At 73.8% G+C, this 21,662-nt stretch carries 22 protein-coding genes; 17 read left to right on the top strand and 5 right to left on the bottom strand.

Annotation, left to right across the window (positions count from 1 at the left end):
* The first annotated feature begins 86 nt into the window (after positions 1–86).
* The 15 genes from ABD158_RS03845 to ABD158_RS03775 all read left to right on the top strand — a co-directional run bounded on the left by ABD158_RS03845 (position 87) and on the right by ABD158_RS03775 (position 15,269).
* Entirely contained in the window at positions 87–290 is a 204-nt protein-coding gene (locus tag ABD158_RS03845) for a ubiquitin-like protein Pup (RefSeq protein WP_344003966.1), read from the top strand.
* Positions 287–1,132 (top strand): proteasome subunit beta, encoded by an 846-nt coding sequence (gene prcB / locus ABD158_RS03840; RefSeq protein ID WP_344003963.1) that lies wholly within the window; start codon positions 287–289, stop codon positions 1,130–1,132. Before ABD158_RS03845 ends, prcB begins: the two co-directional genes overlap by 4 nt.
* A 10-nt stretch (positions 1,133–1,142) precedes the next feature.
* Positions 1,143–2,015, top strand: coding sequence for a proteasome subunit alpha (gene prcA, locus ABD158_RS03835; protein ID WP_344003960.1), 873 nt, complete (start codon positions 1,143–1,145; stop codon positions 2,013–2,015).
* A gap of 194 nt (positions 2,016–2,209) precedes the next feature.
* Positions 2,210–2,815, top strand: coding sequence for a GntR family transcriptional regulator (locus ABD158_RS03830; RefSeq protein ID WP_344003958.1), 606 nt, complete (start codon positions 2,210–2,212; stop codon positions 2,813–2,815).
* Between the two features lie 66 nt (positions 2,816–2,881).
* Positions 2,882–3,889, top strand: coding sequence for a 1-aminocyclopropane-1-carboxylate deaminase (locus ABD158_RS03825; protein ID WP_344003956.1), 1,008 nt, complete (start codon positions 2,882–2,884; stop codon positions 3,887–3,889).
* A gap of 250 nt (positions 3,890–4,139) precedes the next feature.
* Complete coding sequence (locus ABD158_RS03820) at positions 4,140–5,216, top strand: hypothetical protein (RefSeq protein ID WP_344003954.1); 1,077 nt, start codon at positions 4,140–4,142, stop codon at positions 5,214–5,216.
* A gap of 118 nt (positions 5,217–5,334) precedes the next feature.
* Positions 5,335–6,696: a Pup--protein ligase gene (gene pafA / locus ABD158_RS03815; RefSeq protein WP_344003952.1), complete on the top strand. Its 1,362-nt coding sequence runs from the start codon at positions 5,335–5,337 to the stop codon at positions 6,694–6,696.
* A gap of 56 nt (positions 6,697–6,752) precedes the next feature.
* Positions 6,753–7,886 (top strand): FKBP-type peptidyl-prolyl cis-trans isomerase, encoded by a 1,134-nt coding sequence (locus ABD158_RS03810; RefSeq protein ID WP_344003949.1) that lies wholly within the window; start codon positions 6,753–6,755, stop codon positions 7,884–7,886.
* Between the two features lie 22 nt (positions 7,887–7,908).
* Positions 7,909–8,898, top strand: coding sequence for a helix-turn-helix transcriptional regulator (locus ABD158_RS03805; protein WP_344003946.1), 990 nt, complete (start codon positions 7,909–7,911; stop codon positions 8,896–8,898).
* The gene (locus tag ABD158_RS03800; RefSeq protein ID WP_344003943.1) at positions 8,895–9,896 is read left to right on the top strand and encodes a helix-turn-helix transcriptional regulator; all 1,002 of its coding nucleotides are present in this window, start codon (positions 8,895–8,897) and stop codon (positions 9,894–9,896) included. The genes ABD158_RS03805 and ABD158_RS03800 overlap by 4 nt, the downstream gene beginning before the upstream one ends.
* Positions 9,897–9,939: 43 nt before the next feature.
* On the top strand, positions 9,940–10,209 hold the full coding sequence (tatA, locus tag ABD158_RS03795) for a twin-arginine translocase TatA/TatE family subunit (protein ID WP_344003941.1): 270 nt from the start codon (positions 9,940–9,942) through the stop codon (positions 10,207–10,209).
* A 16-nt stretch (positions 10,210–10,225) separates the two neighbouring features.
* Entirely contained in the window at positions 10,226–11,086 is an 861-nt protein-coding gene (tatC, locus tag ABD158_RS03790; protein ID WP_344003938.1) for a twin-arginine translocase subunit TatC, read from the top strand.
* Positions 11,056–11,511 carry a hypothetical protein gene (locus tag ABD158_RS03785; RefSeq protein WP_344003935.1) on the top strand — a complete coding sequence of 152 codons (456 nt, stop codon included), beginning with the start codon at positions 11,056–11,058 and terminating at the stop codon, positions 11,509–11,511. The genes tatC and ABD158_RS03785 overlap by 31 nt, the downstream gene beginning before the upstream one ends.
* 9 nt (positions 11,512–11,520) lie before the next feature.
* Entirely contained in the window at positions 11,521–12,414 is an 894-nt protein-coding gene (locus ABD158_RS03780) for a diacylglycerol/lipid kinase family protein (RefSeq protein WP_344003932.1), read from the top strand.
* Entirely contained in the window at positions 12,411–15,269 is a 2,859-nt protein-coding gene (locus tag ABD158_RS03775) for a DEAD/DEAH box helicase (protein ID WP_344003929.1), read from the top strand. Before ABD158_RS03780 ends, ABD158_RS03775 begins: the two co-directional genes overlap by 4 nt.
* A gap of 98 nt (positions 15,270–15,367) precedes the next feature.
* On the opposite strand, the gene ABD158_RS03770 is transcribed toward ABD158_RS03775, so the two are convergent.
* Positions 15,368–16,318: an FAD-dependent oxidoreductase gene (locus tag ABD158_RS03770; RefSeq protein WP_344003927.1), complete on the bottom strand. Its 951-nt coding sequence runs from the start codon at positions 16,316–16,318 to the stop codon at positions 15,368–15,370.
* 85 nt (positions 16,319–16,403) lie between these two features.
* Here ABD158_RS03770 and ABD158_RS03765 point away from each other — a divergent pair, with 85 nt between their 5' ends.
* Positions 16,404–16,982 (top strand): helix-turn-helix domain-containing protein, encoded by a 579-nt coding sequence (locus tag ABD158_RS03765; RefSeq protein WP_344003924.1) that lies wholly within the window; start codon positions 16,404–16,406, stop codon positions 16,980–16,982.
* Between the two features lie 211 nt (positions 16,983–17,193).
* Here the strand turns inward: ABD158_RS03765 and ABD158_RS03760 are convergent, their stop codons facing one another.
* Together ABD158_RS03760 and ABD158_RS03755 are read right to left on the bottom strand one after the other, a co-directional pair.
* Complete coding sequence (locus tag ABD158_RS03760) at positions 17,194–17,847, bottom strand: SDR family oxidoreductase (RefSeq protein WP_344003921.1); 654 nt, start codon at positions 17,845–17,847, stop codon at positions 17,194–17,196.
* A gap of 33 nt (positions 17,848–17,880) precedes the next feature.
* Positions 17,881–18,825, bottom strand: a complete 945-nt coding sequence (locus tag ABD158_RS03755; RefSeq protein ID WP_344003918.1) for a 5'-3' exonuclease — start codon at positions 18,823–18,825, stop codon at positions 17,881–17,883.
* A gap of 47 nt (positions 18,826–18,872) precedes the next feature.
* Between ABD158_RS03755 and ABD158_RS03750 the strand changes: the two genes are divergently transcribed.
* Positions 18,873–19,310 (top strand): Lrp/AsnC family transcriptional regulator, encoded by a 438-nt coding sequence (locus ABD158_RS03750; protein WP_344003916.1) that lies wholly within the window; start codon positions 18,873–18,875, stop codon positions 19,308–19,310.
* A gap of 4 nt (positions 19,311–19,314) precedes the next feature.
* Here the strand turns inward: ABD158_RS03750 and ABD158_RS03745 are convergent, their stop codons facing one another.
* Both ABD158_RS03745 and ABD158_RS03740 read right to left on the bottom strand, forming a co-directional pair.
* Positions 19,315–20,085, bottom strand: a complete 771-nt coding sequence (locus tag ABD158_RS03745) for a CDP-alcohol phosphatidyltransferase family protein (protein ID WP_344003914.1) — start codon at positions 20,083–20,085, stop codon at positions 19,315–19,317.
* 146 nt (positions 20,086–20,231) lie between these two features.
* Complete coding sequence (locus ABD158_RS03740; RefSeq protein WP_344003911.1) at positions 20,232–21,644, bottom strand: KamA family radical SAM protein; 1,413 nt, start codon at positions 21,642–21,644, stop codon at positions 20,232–20,234.
* Positions 21,645–21,662: the final 18 nt, after the last annotated feature.

Genomic DNA, 21,662 nt, shown 5'->3' with positions numbered 1-21,662 from the left:
GGACGCCGTCGGGCGGTGTCGGGGGCACGCGCTAGGTTGGCGTCACGCCCGGGCACGCGGCCCGGGACGGCCGATGGAGGTGCGCCGTGGCCCAGGAGCACAAGCAGCGCGGGAAGTCCTCGCAGACCGAGGACGAGACGTCCACCGAGGCGAGCGCGTCGGCGGAGACCGCCGAGCGCAAGGACGCCCTGGACGAGGAGACCGACAGCATCCTCGACGAGATCGACGAGGTCCTCGAGTCCAACGCGGAGGACTTCGTGAAGTCCTTCATCCAGAAGGGCGGCGAATGAGCGGCGCTCCCGACGGCCCCCGGCTGCCCGGCGCCTACCTCGCCCCGGGCACCTCGTCGTTCACCGACTTCCTCGCCTCGCAGGCCCCCGAGCTGCTTCCCTCGGCCCGTGCGCTGCCCGCGGGCGCGGCGGGGGACGGCCTGACCCCCCACGCGACCACGATCGTCGCGGCGACGTTCCCCGGCGGCGTCGTGGTCGCCGGTGACCGGCGCGCGACCATGGGCAACGTCATCGCCCAGCGCGACATCCAGAAGGTGTTCCCCGCCGACGAGTACTCCGCGGTCGGCATCGCCGGCGCCGCGGGGATCGCGGTGGAGATGACGCGCCTGTTCCAGACCGAGCTCGAGCACTACGAGAAGATCGAGGGCGTCACGCTGTCGATGGACGGCAAGGCCAATCGCCTCGCCGCCCTGATCCGCGGCAACCTCGGCCTGGCGATGCAGGGACTCGCCGTGGTCCCGCTGTTCGCCGGGTACGACCTCGACGCGGAGACCGGTCGCATCTTCAGCTACGACGCGACCGGCGGCCGCTACGAGGAGACCGCGTTCCACTCGACGGGGTCGGGCTCGGTGTTCGCGCGGGGCTCGCTGAAGAAGCTCTACCGCGAGGACCTCACCGCCGACGAGGCCGTGCTGGCGTGCGTGCAGGCGCTCTACGACGCCGCCGACGACGACTCGGCGACCGGCGGTCCCGACCTGGCCCGCCGCATCTTCCCGGTCGTCCACGTGATCACCGCCGACGGCGGCCGCCGCTGGGGGGACGCCGAGGTCGCCGCCGTGGCCGACGTCGTCGTCGCCGCCCGCATGCAGCGTCCCGACGGCCCCGCCGCCGCCCTGAGCTGAAGGACCCCCGATGAGCACCCCGTTCTACGTCTCGCCCGAGCAGCTGATGAAGGACCGGGCGGACTTCGCCCGCAAGGGCATCGCCCGCGGCCGGTCCGTCGTCGTCGTGCAGTACGCCGACGGCGTCCTGTTCGTCTCGGAGAACCCCTCCCAGGCGCTGCACAAGGTCTCCGAGATCTACGACCGGATCGCGTTCGCGGCGGTCGGTCGCTACAACGAGTTCGAGAACCTCCGCATCGCCGGGGTGCGCCACGCCGACATGCGGGGCTTCTCCTACGACCGCCGCGACGTCACCGGCCGGGGCCTGGCCAACGCCTACGCGCAGACCCTCGGCACGATCTTCTCGTCGGGCGGTGAGAAGCCCTACGAGGTCGAGCTGTTCGTCGCCGAGGTCGGAGCCGGGCCCGACGACGACCAGATCTACCGCTTGACCTACGACGGGCAGGTCGCCGACGAGCACGGCTTCGCCGTCATGGGTGGCGCCGCCGACGTGGTGACCACCGTGCTCACCGCCGAGTACGCCACCGGTGCGGACCTGCAGACCGCCCTCCGCCTCGCCGTGCGGGCCCTGGGCCACTCCGAGGCCGGCGACCGCGTCGTCCCGGTCGAGGACCTCGAGGTCGCCGTCCTCGACCGCACCCGGGCGCAGACCCGCAAGTTCTCCCGACTGCGCCCCGCCCGCCTCACCGAGCTCCTCGGCGACCGCAGCGCCGCCGGCGACACCCCGGGCGAGGACACCGCACCGGCCGACGCCACACCGGCCGACGCCACACCGGCCGACGCCACCTCCGTCGAGGGCGTCCCGGCCCAGCCCACCGCGCCGGAGCCGACGCCCTACCCCGTCTCCGACGACACCGACCAGCCCCCGCCCATCGCCCCCTGACCCACCCCCACGCACCAGGGAGCACCGGTGCGCGCCGCCGAGGGCCACCGTTTGCCGACAAACGGTGGCCCTCGGCTTGTCAGCGGCACCGATTGCCGACAATCGGCATCACCCTCTTTACCGATACGCGATATATCGCATACGCTGTGAGAGTGCCTCCCGTTCCGTCGCGGCCGACCCCGACGCCCGCCTTGATGCGCGACCATGCGCTGACCGAGCTGCGCCGCGCCATCGTCGACGGGACGCTCGAGCCCGGGGAGCGGTTGTTGGACGCCGAGCTCACCGCGTGGCTCGGGGTGAGTCGCACGCCGGTGCGCGAAGCCCTCGCCCGTCTGGTGCAGATGGGTCTGGTGCGGGTGACACCCGGTCGGGGCACGGTGGTCGCGCCCCTGGACGACCGCGAGGCGAGCGAGGCCCAGACGGTCGCCGCGAGCCTGCACGCGCAGGCCGCGCGGGACGCCGTACCCGTGGTCACCGACGCGGACCTGGTCCGGATGTCCGAGGTCAACGACCGGTTCGCCGAGGCGCTGGACGCTGCGGACGTCGAGGCGGCCCTCGAGGCCGATGACCACTTCCACGCGGTCTTCGTCGACCTAGCCGGGAACCGCGTGCTCGCCGGGGTGCTCTCGGACGTGACGCCGCTCCTGCGCCGGATGGAGCGTGCGCGGTTCGCGTCGCTGTCCGGCCGTCGGTCGGTGAGCCAGCACCGCCGGATCGTCGAACTCGCCCGCTCCGGTGACGTGGAGGCCTGCGCCGCCGAGGTCCGGGCCAACTGGATGACCCTGCGCCCCGTCGACTGAGGGCCTTCTCGACGACACCGGCCCGCCCGATCCCTGATCCACCGCACCCCGACCCCAGGAGACCCCATGTCGCTCGACGACTTCGCCCGCTACCCGCTGACCTTCGGGCCGAGCCCGGTCCATCCCCTGGAGCGCCTCACCGCCCACCTCGGGGGCGCGACGGTCTGGGCCAAGCGGGAGGACGTGAGCTCGGGTCTCGCCTACGGCGGCAACAAGACCCGCAAGCTGGAGTACATCGTTCCCGACGCCCTCGCCCAGGGGGCCGACACGCTCGTGTCGATCGGTGGCTTCCAGTCCAACCACACCCGTCAGGTCGCCGCCGTGGCCGCCAAGCTGGGCCTGCGGGCGCGTCTGGTGCAGGAGAAGTGGGTCGACTGGCCCGATGCCGTCAACGACAAGGTCGGCAACATCCTGCTGTCCCGGATCATGGGGGCCGACGTCCGACTGGACCCGGCCGGCTTCGACATCGGCATCCGGTCGTCCTGGGAGCAGGCCATGGAGGAGGAGCGGGCCGCCGGGCGCACGCCGTACGGCATCCCCGCCGGCGCCTCGGAGCACCCCCTCGGTGGTCTCGGCTTCGCAGCCTGGGCGCGAGAGGTCGAGCAGCAGGAGGCCGAGCTCGGTGTCTTCTTCGACACCATCGTGGTGTGCACCGTCACCGGCTCCACGCACGCCGGCATGGTCGCCGGGTTCGCCGGCCAGTCCCGACCGCGGCGCGTCATCGGCATCGACGCCTCCGCCACGCTGCAGAAGACCCGCGACCAGGTCGCCCGCATCGCGCGGAGCACCGCCGAGCTGATCGGTCTCGGGCGCGACCTGCGCGACGAGGAGATCACCGTGATGGAGGGGTGGGCGGGCGACGTCTACGGCATCCCTGTCGAGTCCACGCTCGAGGCGATCAGGCTCACCGGGTCATTGGAGGGGGTCATCCTCGACCCGGTCTACGAGGGCAAGTCGATGGCCGGCCTGATCGACCTGGTCCGGTCCCGTGAGATCCCGGCCTCCTCGACCGTGCTGTACGCCCATCTCGGGGGGCAGCCCGCCCTCAACGCGTACTCCGGGCTCTTCACCTGACCACGATCGCGACGGGGGTCGTGCTGCCCGTGTGGTCGCCAGTACAGGTTGGTCGCCTGCCGATTGGCGACAAACGGTGGTCGACGGGCCCGCCGACGTGCCGTTTGCGGACAAACGGCAACGCGATGCCCGCTGCTCTGAGCTGAGGGGAGGGCCGCAAGGCGTCCACAGCCGCGCGCTGGTCGCGGCCGTCCACACCCGACGAGAGCGGCCGCCTCGGGAGCGGTGGGATCGGGGCAGCATCACCGCCATGGACGACGGTGACGAGCGCGACGAGCGTCTGGGTGAGGCCGAGCTGAGCCGCTGGCGAGCGCCCCGGGCCTCGGCGCGGCGCGAGGAGGCCCTGCGCCCCGGCCGTGACGGGCGCCGGGCCCCCGCCGGGGGACCGGTCCGCGGCAACGTGCGCAGTCCGCGCTACCGCCGGGTCAGCCACGGGTTGTTCCTGCCGGTGCAGGAGAGCACCACGGAGCGCGCGGAGTGGCTGCGGGACCTCCGGGCCTGGCGCGAGGTCCTGCCGGAGTCCGCTGTCTTCACGGGACTCACGGCCGCACGCCTCGCCGGCTGGTGGTGCCCACCCCTGCCGACCTGGGCGCCGGTCTTCGCCGCCGTCAGCGCGGGAAGCACCTGCCCGCAGCGCTCGGGACTCGTCGTGAGCCGCTACCGCCGCCGATCCGACCACCGGACCGGGTGGCTGGAGGGGCTGCCGGTCGACGGCCCCGCCGAGGTGCTGCTCCGGTGCGCACGCGACCTCGACCTGCTCGACCTCGTACCGCTGGTGGAATCAGCCCTGCGGTCGGGTGCGGTCACGGCCGAGCACGTCACGGAGCTCTGCGAGTCGCGCCGGCCCGGGGTCCGGGTCCTGCGCCGGGCGTTGGCGTTGTCGTACCGGACCACGGAGTCGGCCGGCGAGAGCCTGCTACGCCTCTTCATGGTCGTGATGGGTGTCGACGTCGAGGTGCAGCCGACGATCCGCGACCAGCAGGGGGCGTTCGTCGCGCGGGCCGACCTGCGGGTGCGGGGCACGCCTCTGCTGTTCGAGTACGACGGCGCCGTCCACCGCTCCCGGGCCGCGCAGCACCAGGACCTCCGACGCGAGCGCACCCTGGTGCAGGCGGGGCAGCAGCGACGGGGATACACCGCCGAGGACCTCGTACGACACCCTGCGGTGGTGATGGGTGAGGTCGACCGTGCCCTGGCTCGAGACACCGATCTCGGCCGGCTCCGCACCTGGCGACGACTGCTGGACCGCTCCGCCTACACCGAGGCCGGCCGTGCGCGGCTCCGGACCCGGTGGGCGGTGCGGATGGACGTCTTCGGTGCCGGCTAGCAGCAGGGGCTGCGGCCCCGGCACTGCCGTTTGCCCACACTCAGCGGCCCCACCCCCGGCCCCGGCGCGGGAGCGTCGGTGAGGCGTGGGGGTGGGGGAGCGGGACTAGGGTGAGGGAGTGGACCGGCGGATCTTCGGGATCGAGAACGAGTACGGCGTGACGTGCACGTTCCGGGGGCAGCGGCGGCTGAGCCCGGACGAGGTGGCGCGCTACCTGTTCCGCAAGGTCGTGTCCTGGGGGCGCAGCAGCAACGTGTTCCTGCGCAACGGCGCGCGGCTCTACCTCGACGTGGGCTCGCACCCCGAGTACGCCACGCCCGAGTGCGACGACATCGTCGACCTCGTCACCCACGACAAGGCCGGGGAGAGGGTCCTCGAGGGCCTGCTGCTCGACGCCGAGCAGCGGCTGCACGACGAGGGCATCGCCGGTGACATCTACCTGTTCAAGAACAACACCGACTCCGCGGGCAACTCCTACGGCTGTCACGAGAACTACCTCGTCACCCGCTCCGGCGAGTTCGGGCGGCTCGCCGACGTGCTGATCCCGTTCCTGGTCACCCGCCAGATCGTCGTCGGCGCCGGGAAGATCACCCAGACACCGCGCGGCGCCAGCTTCAGCGTCAGCCAGCGCGCCGAGCACATCTGGGAGGGCGTCTCGAGCGCCACCACCCGCTCGCGGCCCATCATCAACACCCGCGACGAGCCCCACGCGGACGCCGAGCGCTACCGCCGCCTGCACGTCATCGTCGGCGACTCCAACATGTCCGAGACCACCACCATGCTGAAGGTGGCCTCCTGCGACCTCGTGCTGCGGATGATCGAGGAGGGCGTCGTGATGCGTGACCTCACCCTCGAGAACCCGATCCGGGCGATCCGCGAGATCTCCCACGACGTCACCGGGCGCCGCAAGGTGATGCTCGCCAACGGCCGCGAGGCCAGCGCGCTCGAGATCCAGGGCGAGTACCTGGCGAAGGCCCGCGACTTCGTCGACCGCCGCGGGCTGTCGACCCCGGTCATCGAACGCAGCCTCGACCTGTGGGAGCGCGGGCTGAAGGCCGTCGAGTCCGACGACCTCGGCCTCGTCGACCGGGAGCTCGACTGGGTCATCAAGTGGAAGCTCATCGACGCCTACCGCGCGAAGCACGGTCTGCCGCTGAGCCACCCGCGGGTCGCTCAGCTCGACCTTGCCTACCACGACATCCACCGCGACCGCGGCCTGTACTACCTGCTCGAGAAGCGCGGCAAGGTCGAGCGGATCACCACCGACCTCAAGGTCTTCGAGGCCAAGAGCGTCCCCCCCCAGACCACGCGCGCCCGCCTGCGGGGCGAGTTCATCCGCAAGGCCCAGGAGCGCCGCCGCGACTTCACCGTCGACTGGGTGCACCTCAAGCTCAACGACCAGGCCCAGCGCACCGTCCTGTGCAAGGACCCCTTCCGGGCCACGGACGAGCGCGTCCAGCGCCTCATCGACGGCATGTGAGGACCCGCCGCACGGCGCCCGGGGAGCGCACCCGCCCCGGCGTTAGGGTGAACGCCGTGCGCCGACGTACCCGCAGAGCCCTCGCCGTCCCCGCCGTGACCGTCCTCGTCCTCGGCCTCGCCGCCTGCGGCGAGGACGCCGAGGAGGACGCCCAGCCCACCCAGGGCGGCCTCGGGAGCGTGACCGTGTCCGACAACGTCGGACAGTCGCCCGAGATCGAGTGGGACGGCCGGGTCTCCGTCGACGAGACCGAGACCGAGGTCCTCGTCGAGGGCGAGGGCCAGGAGGTCCCCGCCGACTCCGGGGTCATGGCCCAGCTCGTCATCGGCAACGGCTACACCCAGTCGACGGCCATCAGCACCTACGCCGACCCGCCGCAGTCGCCGGAGATCTTCACGCCCTCCGCCGAGCTGCCCCCCGGCATCGCCGCGGGCTTCGAGGGCGTCACCGTCGGGAGCCGCACTGTGACCGTGGCCCCGCCCGCCGACGCCTTCGGCGAGCTCGGCAACCCCCAGCTCGGCATCGGCAACGCCGACAGCGTCCTGTTCGTCCTCGACGTCCTCGGCCTCGTCAAGCCCGCCATCGACCCCGGCGGCGAGGAGCAGCCCCCCGCGGGCCTGCCGCGGATCCGCTTCGACGACGCCGGCGCCGTGACCGGGCTGAACTTCGAAGGCTCCGACGAGCCCACCGACCAGCTGCGGGTCGTCACGCTCACCGAGGGCAACGGCCCCGAGGTGCAGCCCGACGACTACGTCGCGGTCACCTACCTCGGCCAGACCCGTGACGGCGAGCAGCCGTTCGACACCAACTTCACCGCCCCCGAGCCGGATCCCGCCAACCCCGCCGCCGCTCCCGCCGAGGTGGGCCCGGGCGTGTTCTCCCTCGACGGCGTCGTCGACGGGTGGCAGCAGGGCCTCGAGGGCGTGCGCACCGGCAGCCGCGTCATGCTCGTCATCCCCCCGGACCTGGGCTACGGCGCCCAGGGCAACGAGCAGGCCGGCATCAGCGGCGACGACACCCTGTACTTCGTCATCGACGTCCTCGGCACCAGCGTGATCGACACCGAGCCGGCCGCGCCCGAGACCCCGGCACCCTCCGAGGCCCCCGAGACCCCCGCGCCGTCCGACGGAGCGGACCAGGGCGGCAACCAGGGCCAGGGCGGCGGCCAGGGCGGCGCCGACCGCCGGTGACGCCGCCGACGGGGGTGCGCCGATGAGCAGCGACAAGAGCGAGCGGCTGCTGAACCTGCTGATCATGCTGCTGGTCACGCGGCACTGGATCCCGAAGGCCCGGATCCGCGAGGTCCTGTACGCCGGGTCCTCCGACGCGGCGTTCGAGAAGATGTTCGAGCGCGACAAGGAGGAGCTGCGCAGCATCGGCGTCCCTGTGGAGGTCGGCGGCATGGACACCTACTTCGAGGACGAGGTCGGCTACCGCGTCCGCCCCGAGCAGTTCGCGCTGCCCGAGGTGACCCTGACCGCCGAGGAGGCCTCCGTCGTCGCCCTCGCGGGCCGCGCCTGGGACCACGCCCGCCTCGCCGAGGAGACCACCCGCGCGCTCGCGACGCTGACCGCCGCCGGCGTGGAGCTCGACCGGTCGGCCCTGGAGCTGGTCGAGCCGCGGCTGCGGGCCGAGGAGCCGTCGTTCGAGGCCTTCTGGAGCGCGGTCGGGCAGGGCCAGCCCGTGCGCTTCGACTACCGCCGCAGCGCCGCCGACGAGACCACCACCCGACGCCTCGAGCCGTGGGGGGTCGTGCGCTCCTCCGGACGCTGGTACGTCGCGGGCCGGGACCGCGACCGCGCCGAGCCGCGGGTCTTCCGCCTCAGCCGCGTGGTCGGCGACGTCGTGCCCGACGGGGAGCCCGGCGACGTCGTGGTGCCGCCCGGCACCGAGGTGGGCCAGCTGACCCGCAACCTCGTCCGCCCGACACCCGGCGTCCCCGCCCACGTGCTCGTACGACGGGACGCGGGCCTCGGCCTGCGCCGCGCCGCGCAGAGCACCGAGACCGGCGTGCCCGGGCCGGACGGCGCGACGCCGTGGGACCGCCTCGTGCTGCCCGACTCGGGCAGCGAGGTCGCCGACGAGGTCCTGGCCCACGGCGCCGACGCCTACGTCGAGGGCCCCGCCGAGCTGCGGGCCGCGGTGCTGGGACGGGTCGCCGCCGCCCGTCGGGCCCTCGCGGCGGCCGGGGAGGCCTCGTGAGCAGCCCCCGGCGGGCCCAGCCGGCGCTCGACCAGGTGGGCCGCCTGCTGCGGCTCGTGCCCTACCTCAACCGCCGCGGCTCCGTGCCCCTCGACCACGCCGCCACCGACCTCGGGGTGAGCCGCGAGCAGCTCGACCGCGACCTGCGGGTGCTCTTCATGTGCGGCCTGCCCGGCGGCTACCCCGACGACCTCATCGACGTCGACCTCGACGCGCTGGAGGACGAGGGCGTCGTGCGGGTCTCCAACGCCGACTACCTCTCCCACCCCCTGCGCCTGCAGGCCACGGAGGCCGCGGCCCTCGTGGTCGCCCTGCGCTCCCTGCGCACCGACGCCGACGAGGAGACCCGCGAGGTGCTCGACCGCGTGCTGGCCAAGCTCGAGGTCGCCGCGGGCGGGGTCGCCCAGCGCGTCGACGCGGGGGAGGACCCCGCCGACGCGGGCCTGGTCGAGACCCGTGCGACGCTGCGGCGTGCGATCGACGGCGGCCGTCAGCTGCGCCTGACCTACCTGGTGCCCGCCCGCGACGAGGAGTCCGAGCGGGTCGTCGACCCCGACTCGCTGGTGACCGACCGCGGCCACGACTACCTCGGTGCCTGGTGCCACCGCGCCGAGGCGCCCCGCTGGTTCCGGCTCGACCGGATCTCCTCCGCCGTCGTGCTCGACAGCCCCGTCGAGCGGCCCGCCCAGGGCCCCCGACCGCCCGAGGAGCCCGGCGCCGGCCTGTTCGCGCCCGCCACGGACGCCCGGCGGGTGACGCTGCGGCTGAGCCCGGACGCCCGCTGGGTGCCGGAGTACTACCAGGTCGACGAGGTCCGCCCGCAGCCCGACGGCAGCCTCGAGGTCGACCTGCGGGTCGCCGACGAGAGGTGGCTGCGACGCACCCTGATGCGGCTGGCCCCGGCGGCCACGGTCGTGCGTCCGCCAGAGTTCACCGAGATGTTCACCGCGGACCTCACATCCGTGGAGGGCCTCTACTCCGAACACGACGTACAGTGAGGTCGGAGACACCGATCGACACCCGCAACCTGAGGAGCGCCCGATGTTCGGACTCGGCACCATGGAACTGGTGCTCATCTTCGGCGTGATCATCCTGCTGTTCGGCGCCGCGAAGCTCCCTGAGCTCGCGCGCGGCACGGGTCGTGCGCTGCGGATCTTCAAGACCGAGACCAAGGGCCTGATCGAGGGTGACGACGACGGGGTCAAGGACTCCGACAAGCACCCGGCCGAGAAGGAGATCGAGGCCCGCAACGCCGCCGCCCGCGAGGCGGAGATCCAGGCCACCCGCGAGCCCCGCGACACGACCAGCTGAGCCGAGTCCTTCCTCGATGGCCTTCTCCGTCCCCCTGGGCGGCGTCGCCAGCCTGCTCCGCGGCAAGCCCCACCACCCGGTGGGGCCCGACGGCCAGATGGCGCTGTCCGACCACCTCCGCGAGCTCCGCGCCCGCATCATCAAGGCGACGCTCGCGCTCGTCGTGGTGTTCGTCGCCGCGCTCTTCTTCTACGACCAGCTCCTCGGCCTCGTCCTGGGGCCCTACGAGCAGGCGCGCGACATCCTGGCCGAGGAGCAGGACGTCGACACCACGCCCTACATCGGTGGTGCGACCGGTCCGCTGCTGCTGCAGCTGAAGCTGTCCGCGGTGGCCGCCGTGGTCGTCACCTCGCCGTACTGGCTCTACCAGCTCTGGGCCTTCATCGTCCCCGGGCTGCACCGGCGCGAGAAGCTGTGGACCCGGCTGTTCGTCGTGATCGCCGGCCCGCTGTTCCTCGCCGGCGTCGGCACGGCGTACTACGTGCTGCCGGTCGGCCTCGAGGTGCTGATCGGGTTCACGCCCGACCCGCTGGTGAGCCTCGTCGACTTCGGGGAGTACTTCAGCTTCTTCACCCGGATGCTGCTCGTGTTCGGCGTCGCCTTCGAGATCCCGCTGTTCGTGATCATGCTCAACCTGGCCGGGGTCGTGAAGGGCAAGCAGATCGGCCGCTACCGGCCCTGGATCATCATCGGCACCTTCGTGTTCGCAGCCGTGGCGACGCCGTCCACGGACCCGTTCTCCATGCTGATGCTGGCCCTGCCGATGCTCGTGCTGTTCGTCATCGCCGAGATCGTCGCCCGTCTCGTCGACCGCGCCCGGGACCGCAACGCCGCCGGCACGGACCAGTGGGACGACGACGAGCTGTCGACGATCTGAGGCCCGCGCTGACGACCACCCCGCCGACCGACCTGCCCGCGCTCGACCCGTTCGACCTGCCCGAGTGGCTCGGCACCGAGCCCGTGACGTGGCAGGCCGACTCCGGGGTCCGCGACGGACACCTCGTGACCGGGCGACTGCGGGAGGATGGCGGGCGCGAGCTCGCCTGCGACCTGCTGGCCGTCGACGACGCGCACCCCCTCACCGTCGCCGACGACGTGACCCGTCGCGCCGCGCACCTCGCGTGGCGCCACGGCCAGGTGCACCTCGTCGAGCGCGACGGGCGGACCACGCTGGCCGCCCCCGGGGCGACGTTCACCGCCGACGGCGTGCTGGACGCGGTCGAGCGGTTCGCCCGCGCCGTGGGGGCCGACGCGCGCCGCTGGACGGTGCAGCTGCTGCTCGGGGTCGACCACCGCCACTAGGGTGCGGTCGTGCCCGGCCGCTGGATCGCCCTGCTGACCAACCCCGCGGCCGGCTCCGGCGCCCGCGGCCGGTCCGCGGTGGCCGATGCGGCCCGGGAGGCGACCGGACGGCTGCGCGACGCGGGCCTCGAGGTCCGTCCGCTCCCCGCGGACGACGCCGCCCACGCCGCCGACCTCGTGCGCGCCGCGGTCGCCGGTGGCGGACCCGCCGCGGTGGTCGCGGTCGGCGGGGACGGCACCGTGCACGCCGCGATCCAGGGGCTCGCCGGGACCCGGGTGCCGCTCGGCGTGGTCGCCTGCGGCACCGGCAACGACGTCGCCCGCATGCTCGACCTCCCGCGCGGCGACGCCCGCGCGGCCGCCGACCGCGTCGTCGCGGGCCGGCGCCGACGTATCGACCTCGCCCGGGTCGGCGCCACCCACTTCGCCACCGTGCTCGCAGCCGGCTTCGACGCGGTCGTCAACGAGCGCGCGAACGGCCTGACCTGGCCCCGCGGGCAGGCGCGCTACACGCTGGCCACCGCCGCCGAGCTGCGCACCTTCCGGCCGCGCGAGTACGTCCTCGAGCTCGACGGCGAGGTGCTGCGCACCTCGGCGATGCTGGTCGCCGTCGGCAACGGCCCGTCGTTCGGCGGGGGCCTGCGGATCACCGAGGGGGCTGCGCTGGACGACGGCCTGCTCGACGTCGTCGTCATCGCCCCAATGAGCCGCACGGGGCTCGTGCGCACCTACCCGACGCTCTACCGCGGCACCCACGTGCGGCACCCGGCGTACACCCGGCACCGGGTGGCGCGCGTGACCTTGGCGGCACCGGGCATCGTGGCCTATGCGGACGGTGAACGGCTCGGGCCGCTGCCGTTGACGATCGAGTGCGCCCCCGCGGCGCTGGAGGTGCTCACATGAGGGACCGCACGGCGGACGACTCCGGCGAGGCGCTCAGCCCGTCGGAGCGCTACGCCGCGAGCCGCCGCCGCTCCCGGCACCCGGTGCTGGTCGACTTCGAGGCGCACTACCCGTTCGGCCTCGACGACTTCCAGCTCCGCGCCTGCCGCGAGCTGGAGGACGGCCGCGGCGTGCTGGTGGCCGCGCCCACCGGGTCGGGCAAGACGGTCGTCGGCGAGTTCGCCTGCCACCTCGCCCTCGCCGGGGGCCGCAAGTGCTTCTACACCACCCCCATCAAGGCGCTGTCCAACCAGAAGTACGCCGACCTGGTGCGGCGCTACGGCCCCGACCAGGTGGGCCTGCTCACCGGCGATCACGCCGTGAACGGGGACGCACCCATCGTGGTCATGACCACCGAGGTGCTCCGCAACATGCTGTACGCCTCCTCCGGCACGCTCACCGACCTCGGCTACGTGGTGATGGACGAGGTGCACTACCTCGCCGACCGGATGCGCGGCGCGGTGTGGGAGGAGGTCATCATCCACCTGCCCGACTCGGTGTCGCTGGTCTCGCTGTCGGCGACCGTGTCGAACGCCGAGGAGCTCGGCGAGTGGTTGGCGACCGTGCGCGGCGACACCGCCACGATCGTGGAGGAGCGGCGCCCGGTGCCGCTATACCAGCACGTGATGGTGGGCCGGCGCCTCCACGACCTGTTCGCCTCCTCCGACGTCGACGCGGCCGCCGGGTTCGTCCGCGAGGGCGCGCCGGTCAACGGCGAGCTGCTCCGGGTCGCGCGCGACGACTTCGCCAGCCGACGCGTCCGCGACCGGCGGGCCCCCAAGGGCGCCCGCGGCGGGCGTGACCGCGGTGGACCCGGCCAGCGGGGGTCCGGCGGGTCCGGGGGCCGCCGCGACGTCGGCAACGGGCGCCGGGTGTGGATCCCCAGCCGCCCCGAGGTGCTGGTGCGCCTGGACCGTGACGGCCTGCTGCCGGCCATCGTCTTCGTGTTCAGCCGGGTGGGCTGCGACGCGGCGGTCGAGCAGTGCCTCGACGCCGACCTGCGCCTGACCACCCCGGCGGAGCGGGACTCGATCCTCGCCTTCGTCGAGGAGCACTGCCGCCACCTGCCCGACGAGGACCGGCTGGTCCTCGGCTACGCCCGCTTCGCGGAGGGCCTGTCCCGCGGCATCGCCTCCCACCACGCGGGGATGCTGCCGACCTTCAAGGAGTGCGTCGAGGCGCTGTTCGTGCAGGGTCTCGTCAAGGCCGTGTTCGCGACCGAGACCCTCGCGCTCGGCATCAACATGCCCGCGCGGACCGTGGTCATCGAGAAGCTCAGCAAGTGGAACGGCGAGAACCACGCCGACATCACGCCGGGGGAGTACACCCAGCTGACCGGTCGCGCCGGGCGTCGCGGGCTCGACGTCGAGGGCCACGGCGTCGTGCTGTGGCAGCCCGGCATGGACCCCGCGGAGGTCGCGGGGCTCGCGTCCACCCGCACCTACCCGCTGCGCAGCTCGTTCCGCCCGTCGTACAACATGGCGGTGAACCTGGTCGCGCAGGTGGGCCGGGAGCGGTCCCGGGACCTGCTGGAGCAGTCCTTCGCGCAGTTCCAGGCCGACAAGTCGGTCGTGGGGCTCGCCCGACAGCTCGCCAAGGCCGAGGACGCGCTCGGCGGCTACGCGGACGCCGCGGCCTGCGACCGGGGCGACTTCATGGAGTACGCCGCGCTGCGTCGTCGGATCACCGAGGTCGAGAAGGGCGCCGCCAAGGCGCGCCGCCTCGACCTGCGCGACGAGGCGGCGGCTTCGGTGGGCCGCCTGCGGCGCGGGGACGTGATCGCGGTGCCGGCGGGCAAGTTCGCCGGCTGGGCCGTGGTCGTCGACCCCGGGGTCGAGGGCCGCGAGCCACGCCCGCTGGTGGTCACCGACGAGCGGCACGCGCGGCGTCTGAGCATGGTCGACTTCCCCAGCCCGGTCGAGCCGGTCGGCACCGTGAAGGTGCCGAAGAGCTTCACCAGCCGCAACCCGCAGATGCGCCGCGACCTCGCCTCCGCGGTCCGCACCCGCACCCGCGACCTCGACCCGCCGTTCGCGCTGCGCGGTCGGGCCTCCCGCGGCGGGGTCGGGCTGCCCTCGGCGGTGGAGAAGGAGATCGCCTCGCTGCGCGCCGCGCTGGCCGCGCACCCGTGCCACGACTGCCCCGACCGGGAGGACCACGCCCGCTGGGCCGAGCGGCACCAGCGCCTGGCCGGCGACGCCGAGACCCTCCGGCAGCGGGTGGAGCGCCGTACCCACACGGTCGCGCGGAGCTTCGACCGCGTCTGCGAGGTGCTCGACGCCCTGGGCTACCTCGACGGCGACACGGTCACCGAGCGCGGCCGGGGACTGCGACGCCTGCACTCCGAGATGGACCTCGTGGCCGCGGAGGCGTTGCGGCGGGGGCTCTGGCAGGGCCTGGACCCCTCGGAGCTGGCCGCCGCCCTCTCGGTGCTGGTCTACGAGGCTCGGCGCCCCGACGAGGCGTCCGAGCCGCGCCTGCCCCGGGGGCCGGTGGCGGGGGCCATCGAGGAGACGGTGCGGCTCTGGCGCGAGCTGGACACCCTGGAGAAGGACCACCGGCTCGACTACCTGCGCCCGCCGGACCTGGGGTTCGCGTGGGCGGCCTGGCGCTGGGCGGAGGGCGCCGAGCTGGACGACGTGCTCGCCGGCACCGACCTCGCCGCGGGTGACTTCGTGCGCTGGGTGCGCCAGCTGCTCGACCTGACCGACCAGGTCGCCTCGGCGGCCGGCGGCGGCGAGCTGCGTCGTACGGCGCGGGAGACGGGCGCCCGGCTGCGCCGCGGCGTGGTCGCCTACTCCACCCTCACCGAGTAGCCACACGGCGTCGAGTCGGCACGACCTCCCGGGTGCTCCCGGGAGCTCGCGCCGACTCGGCGGGTCTCAGGCGGGAGGTCGCGCCGACTCGGCGTGCCTCAGGCGGGGGCTCGCGCCGACTCGGCGAGACGGGCGGCGAGGTCGGCCTGGATCAGGTCGCCGTGGAGCGCGGCGCCCGCCGTGACCCCGGCCGCGGCCGACGCCCCGACCTGGGCCATGAGATCGGTGACGTTGCCCGCCAGGCGCAGCCGGGGCACCTCGGTCCCGCCGGCCATCTCCGAGGGGTACGAGGAGCCCATCCCGGTGGGGTGCTCGACCGGCGCGAGGCCGAGGTCGTCGAGGACGGCGCTGGAGGCGACCAGCCGGGAGGCGACGACGAGCGCGTCCAGCTCGACGAGGTCGCCGTCGGCGAGCCGGGCACCGGCCATGGCGCCACCGGGCTCGCCCTCGACGGCCACGACCTCGGCGTCGACGACCCGCACCCCCGACACCTCCAGGTTCGTGCGGTCCTGACCGGTCGGCGGCGCGGTGTGGGCGAGCACGACGACGTCGTCGGACAGCTCGCGGAACAGCAGCGCCTGGTGCGCCGTCATCGGCCCGATGGACAGCACCCCGATCCGGCGGTCGCGGACCTCCCAGCCGTGGCAGAACGGGCAGTGGAGGACGTCGTGGCCCCACCGGTCCGCGAGCCCGGTGACGTCCGGCAGCTCGTCGACGAGCCCGCTGGTCACCAGCAGCCCTCGCGCGGCCACCTCGGGGCCCTCGGTGAGGGTGAGGACGAAGTCCCCCTCCCCGGTGCGGCGGGCGCCGATCGCGGTGCCGCGCCGCACCTGCCCGCCGTACGAGGCGAGCTCGGCGCGCCCGGTCGCGAGCAGCTCGGCGGGGCTCACCCCCTCGCGCCCGAGCAGGTTGTGCGCGCCCTCCGCCGGCGCGTTGCGGGGCTCGCCCGCGTCGACCACCAGCACCCGGCGGCGCGAGCGCGCGAGGGCGATCCCTCCCGACAGGCCCGCCGGGCCACCCCCGACCACCACGACGTCGTACGTGTCCATCACGTGTCTCCTCTCGACGTCACCCAGCGTGTGGGAAGGAAGCGCAGTTGACAAACACCGTTGCCGATACGGCAAACTCCGGAGCATGGACGTGGACGCGGTGCTGGACGCGGTGGGGCCCCGGCTGCGGGCGCTGCGCGGGGAGCAGGAGATGACGCTCGCCGAGCTGGCCGCGGCCACGGCGATCTCGGTGAGCACGCTGTCGCGCCTGGAGTCCGGCGGACGCAAGCCGACCCTCGAGCTGCTGCTGCCGATCGCGCGCGCCTACGGGATGGCGCTCGACGAGCTGCTCGAGACGACGACCGCCGAGGACCCGCGCGTGCCGCAGAACGCGATCACGCGCGGCGGGATGACGATGGTGCCGCTGTCGCGGCGCCCCGGGAGCCTGCAGGCGTTCAAGCTGACGATCCCGCCCGGACGGCGCCGCCGCGAGCCCGACCCGCAGGTCCACGAGGGCTACGAGTGGCTCTACGTGCTGGACGGTCGGCTGCGGATGGTGCTCGGCGAGCACGACCTCGTCCTGACCCCCGGCGAGGTGGTCGAGTTCGACACCCGGCTGCCGCACTGGTTCGGCGGAGCCGACGCGCACCGCGTCGAGTTCCTGTCGATCTTCAGCCGCGAGGGCGAGCGCATGCACGTGCGCGCCCGCTCGACCGCCTCCTAGCCACCGGGCCGCCGCGCGGTCCCCGGGCGGCGGGGTCGGGCCAGTCGGGTGGCGTGGGCGGGCGAGGGGTCAGTGCTGCCGATTGTCCACAAACGGCAGCTCCGGGCCGACCAGATCCACCGTTTGTCGACAATCAGCAGCCCTGCCGACCCGCCCAAGCGGGCCGGCGGGCCAGCCGGGCGCGGGAGCCGGCCGGGGTACGGCGGGTGGCTCAGGCGTCGCGGACGGCGGCGAGGACGGGGGTCTGGCCGGCGACGAGCTCCCACTGCTTGCCGATGGTGGCGTCCTCGTCGAGGCAGGCGGCGACCACGGCGGCCACGTCGGCGCGGGGGACGTTGCCGCGCTCCAACGACGGTGCGAGGGCGACCATGCCGGTGCCGGGGGTGTCCTCGAGGCCGCCGGGTCGGATGATCGTCCAGTCCAGGCCGGACTCGCGCAGGGCGGCGTCGGCGTCGCGCTTGGCCTCGACGTAGACCTTCCAGACCTCGCCGGCGTCGTCGGCCACGGGCTCGTCGACGCTGATGGCGGAGACCTGCACAAAGCGGGAGATCCCGGCCTTGCGCGCGCCCTCGACGGACTTCAGGGAGCCGCCGAGGTCGACGGTCCGCTTCCGCTCGACGTTGCCGTCGGCGCCGCCCCCGGCCGCGAACACGACCGCGGCGCAGCCCTCGAAGGCCGCGGCGAAGGCGTCGGCGTCGTCGCTCTCGATGTCGAGGATCCTCACCTCGGCCCCCAGGCCCTCGAGCTCGGCGCGGTAGTCCTCGGTGCGGACCAGCGCCACGGGCGTGTGCCCGGCGTCCACGAGGAGGGGGTGCAGCTGGAGGGCCACCTTGCCGTGGCCACCGACGACAGCGATCTTCGACATGTCCCCCAACCTACGGGGGAGCGCGAAGGGGCGTCAGCCCGCCAGCGCCGCGAGGAGCCGCTCGGCGGAGGAGCCCAGGCCCCACCGCTCGGTCAGGGCGGCGAACGCGTCGGGGTCGGCGGGACTGCGGGGCAGCGTCAGGTCCGGACCGCCGAGGTCGAGGTCGCGTCGGACGGCCACCACGCGGGGGGCGACCTCCAGGTAGTCCGCCGCCGCACGGATCTTGCCGCGCGGGCCCGGGCCGAGGTCGGCCGCGGGGTCGTCGACGGCGGCGAGAATCCCCGGGAGGTCGCCGAAGCGGCCCAGCAGGGTGGCCGCCGTCTTGTCCCCCACGCCGGCGACGCCCGGCAGCCCGTCGGAGGAGTCCCCGCGCAGCGTGGCGAAGTCGGCGTACTGCGCGGCGTGCACGGCGTACCTCCCCACCACCCACGCGTCGTCCACGCGCTCGTGGCGGCCGACCCCGCGTGCGGTGTAGAGGATCCGGACCTCGGCCTCGTCGTCGACGAGCTGGAACAGGTCGCGGTCGCCGGTCACGACGTCCACGGGCATGCCCGCGCCGGTGGCCAGGGTGCCGATGACGTCGTCCGCCTCCATCTCGGCGTGCCCGACCACGGCAATCCCGAGGGCCTCGAGGACGTCGCGGATCACCGGCACCTGCGTGGCGAGCGGGTCCGGGACCTCCTCCACGTCCGGGTCGGTCGCGACCTCCTCGACCACCCGGTGCGCCTTGTACGACGGCAGCAGGTCGACGCGCCACTGCGGGCGCCAGTCGTCGTCCCAGCAGCAGGCCAGGTGGGTCGGCGCGTAGTCGCCGACGAGCCGGGTGACGAAGTCCATCAGCCCCCGGACCGCGTTGACGGGCGTGCCGTCGGGGGCGGTGACCGAGTCGGGGACCCCGAAGAACGCCCGGAAGTACAGGCTCGCGGTGTCGAGCAGCATGAGCCGCTCGGGGCGGGCGTCGGGGCTCGGGTCCGTCATCCGTGCAGTCTCCCAGAGCGCGCCGCCCACCCGTCTAGGGTGGCGCCGTGGAGGACACCGACCGCCGGATCCTGCGGCTGCTCAGCGAGGACGGCCGGATGTCGTTCACCGACCTGGGCCGGGCAACCGGCCTGTCGACCTCGGCGGTCCACCAGCGGGTCAAGCGGCTGGAGCAGCGCGGCCTGATCACCGGCTACGGCGCCCAGGTCGACCACGCGGCGGCCGGCCTGCCGCTCACGGCGTTCGTGTCGGTCCGTCCCATCGACCCCGCCGCCGCGGACGACGCCCCGGACCGCCTCGCCCACCTGACGGAGATCGAGTCCTGCTGGTCGGTGGCGGGGGAGGAGTCCTACATCCTCAAGGTCCGGGTCGCGACGCCCGCCGTCCTCGAGGACCTGCTGGCGCGGATCCGCGCCGCCGCCGGGGTCTCGACGCGCACGACGATCGTGCTGTCCACGCCGTACGAGGGGCGCCCGGTCAGCTAGCGCGTCACGCCAACGGCGTCGTCGCCGTGCCCGCCGTGGCCACGGTGCCCCGGCGTGCCGTGCGCACCGTGTGCACCACGCTCGCGGCGACGTAGTAGACGACGTAGAGCAGCGAGAGGCCGACGACCACCGGGTGCGGGTCGCCGAACTGCAGCAGCATCACGGCGTACGTCGCGAGCCAGATCGCCGCGAGGGTCAGGTTGAGCGGCCGGTGCACCCGCGTCTTGGACGGGTAGAGGTAGCGGATCGGCACGAACACCAGCACCGAGCAGACCACCAGCAGCGACGCCGTCGCGGCCGGCGACAGCTCGAGGACGATGACGTAGAGCGCCAGCACGTTCCAGTAGCTCGGGAAGCCCAGGAAGCAGTTGTCGTCGGTCTTGGCGTCGGTGCGGCAGAACTGGAAGCTCGAGGCGAGCAGCGGGAGCACCGCCAGCACGATCCCCGCGGTCCCCTCGGGCAGCCAGCCGCCGTTCCAGAGCAGGAAGACCGGCACGAAGGCGTAGGTGATGTAGTCGACGATGTCGTCGAGGCGGGCCCCGTCGAAGCCCGGGATCACCTCGCCGACCCGCAGGCGCCGGGCGAGCATGCCGTCGGTGCCGTCGACCAGGAGCGCCACGAACAGCAGCCACAGCGCCGCCAGCTCGTTGCCGCCGACCGCCGCGACCAGGGCGAGGAAGGCGATCGCCGTCCCGCTCGCGGTGTAGGCGTGGAGCGCCCAGCCCGCCGCCCGCAGGGGGCGGGTGTGGGTCGGGTCCGCGCGGACTGCGGTCATCGGGGCCTCTCCGCCCTGCGCGGGCCGCGGGGCGGGACCGAGGGGCAGCTCAGGGTGCGGCGGGTCCCGCACCAGGGTCCAGCATGAGTGACGACGGCCCGTTCGTCACCGTCGGCGCCCCGGGACGCCGACGTGACGGCTGTCGCTCAGGCGTCCGCCTGCTCGGCCCACCAGCGCCGACCCTCCTCCGGGAGGGTGTGGATCGGGTCCCAGTAGCCGTAGGTCCGGCTCAGCGCCTCGGGGTCCGTGGCCTCGATGGAGGTGCGGTAGTTCTTCGTCCAGTACGAGATGCCCCGCACCGTGTCGTAGTCGGCGAGCTGGTGCACCCAGCGCTTCCCGACGAACGGCACGTCGCAGACGATCCGCGGCGTCGCGAACCCGGGCAGGTAGCCCATGATCGCGTGCTGCAGCTCCTGGGCGCGGGCCACGGAGACCCGCCAGTGCTCGGCGGCGGGGATCATGTCGCACATGTACAGGTAGTAGGGCATGATCCCGGCCCCGTCGAGCAGCGCGAAGGACAGGTCCAGCAGCGTGTGCGCGTCGGCGTTGACCCCGTCGAGCAGGACCCCCTGGTTGCGGACGTCGCGCACCCCGGCCTCCAGCATCGCGCGGGCGGCGTCGGCGACGAGCGGCGTGACCGAGCTCGCGTGGTTGACGTGGGTGTGGATGGCCAGGGAGACACCGCGGCGGCGCGCCTTGGTGGCGACGCGCTCCATGCCGGCGCGCAGGTCGTCGGCCAGCCAGTGCTGGGGCAGACCGGCCAGCGCCTTGCTGGCCAGACGGATGTCGCGGATGTTCTCGATGTCGAGGACTGCGTCCAGCCACTGCTCCAGGCGGGCCCACGGCATGTTGGCGACGTCGCCGCCGGAGACGACCACGTCGCGCACCGAGGGGGTGCGGCGCAGGTAGTCGAGCATCTCGGCGTGGCGGTCGACCGGCTTGCCGAGGAACTTCAGCTTGTCGACCTGCGGGGTTGAGGTGCCGACGAGGTCCATGCGCGTGCAGTGGCCGCAGTACTGCGGGCAGGTCGGCAGCAGCTCGGCCAGGACCTTGGTGGGGTAGCGGTGGGTCAGGCCCTCGGCGACCCACATGTCGTGCTCGTGCAGCGAGTCGCGGCTCGCCATCGGGTGGCTGGCCCAGTCGGTACGACGGTCGGAGAGCACCGGGATCATGTAGCGGCGCACCGGGTCGGCGTACATCGCCTCGGTCAGCGACCCGGGCCCGGCGGGCACGGCGTGGGGCGCCATCGTGTTCATCATCTGCGGCGGCACCAGCATCGACATGGTCGCGCGCTCGGCCTGGTCGCGCTCGAGGTCAGCGTAGAACCGCTCGTCGACGAGGTCGCCCCACAGGGCCCGCAGCTGGCGGAGGTTCTTCACGCAGTGCGCGCGCTGCCACTGCACGGAGTGCCACTCCTCGCGGGTGACGTCGCGCCAGCCCGGGAAGCGCGTCCAGTCGGGCTCGACCAGCTCGACGCGGCGGTACTCGTACGGCTGCCCGGCGCGCGCGGCGTCCGTGGGCTCGTCGGTCGCCCCCGGGGTCAGGGTCGTCGTGGTCATGTCGCAGCCTCCAGCTCG

Origin of the sequence: Nocardioides lentus (assembly GCF_039529515.1) — a bacterium.
Classification (GTDB): domain Bacteria; phylum Actinomycetota; class Actinomycetes; order Propionibacteriales; family Nocardioidaceae; genus Nocardioides; species Nocardioides lentus.
Note: the sequence above shows the minus strand (reverse complement) of the source record. Positions and strands in the feature narration are given on the sequence as shown.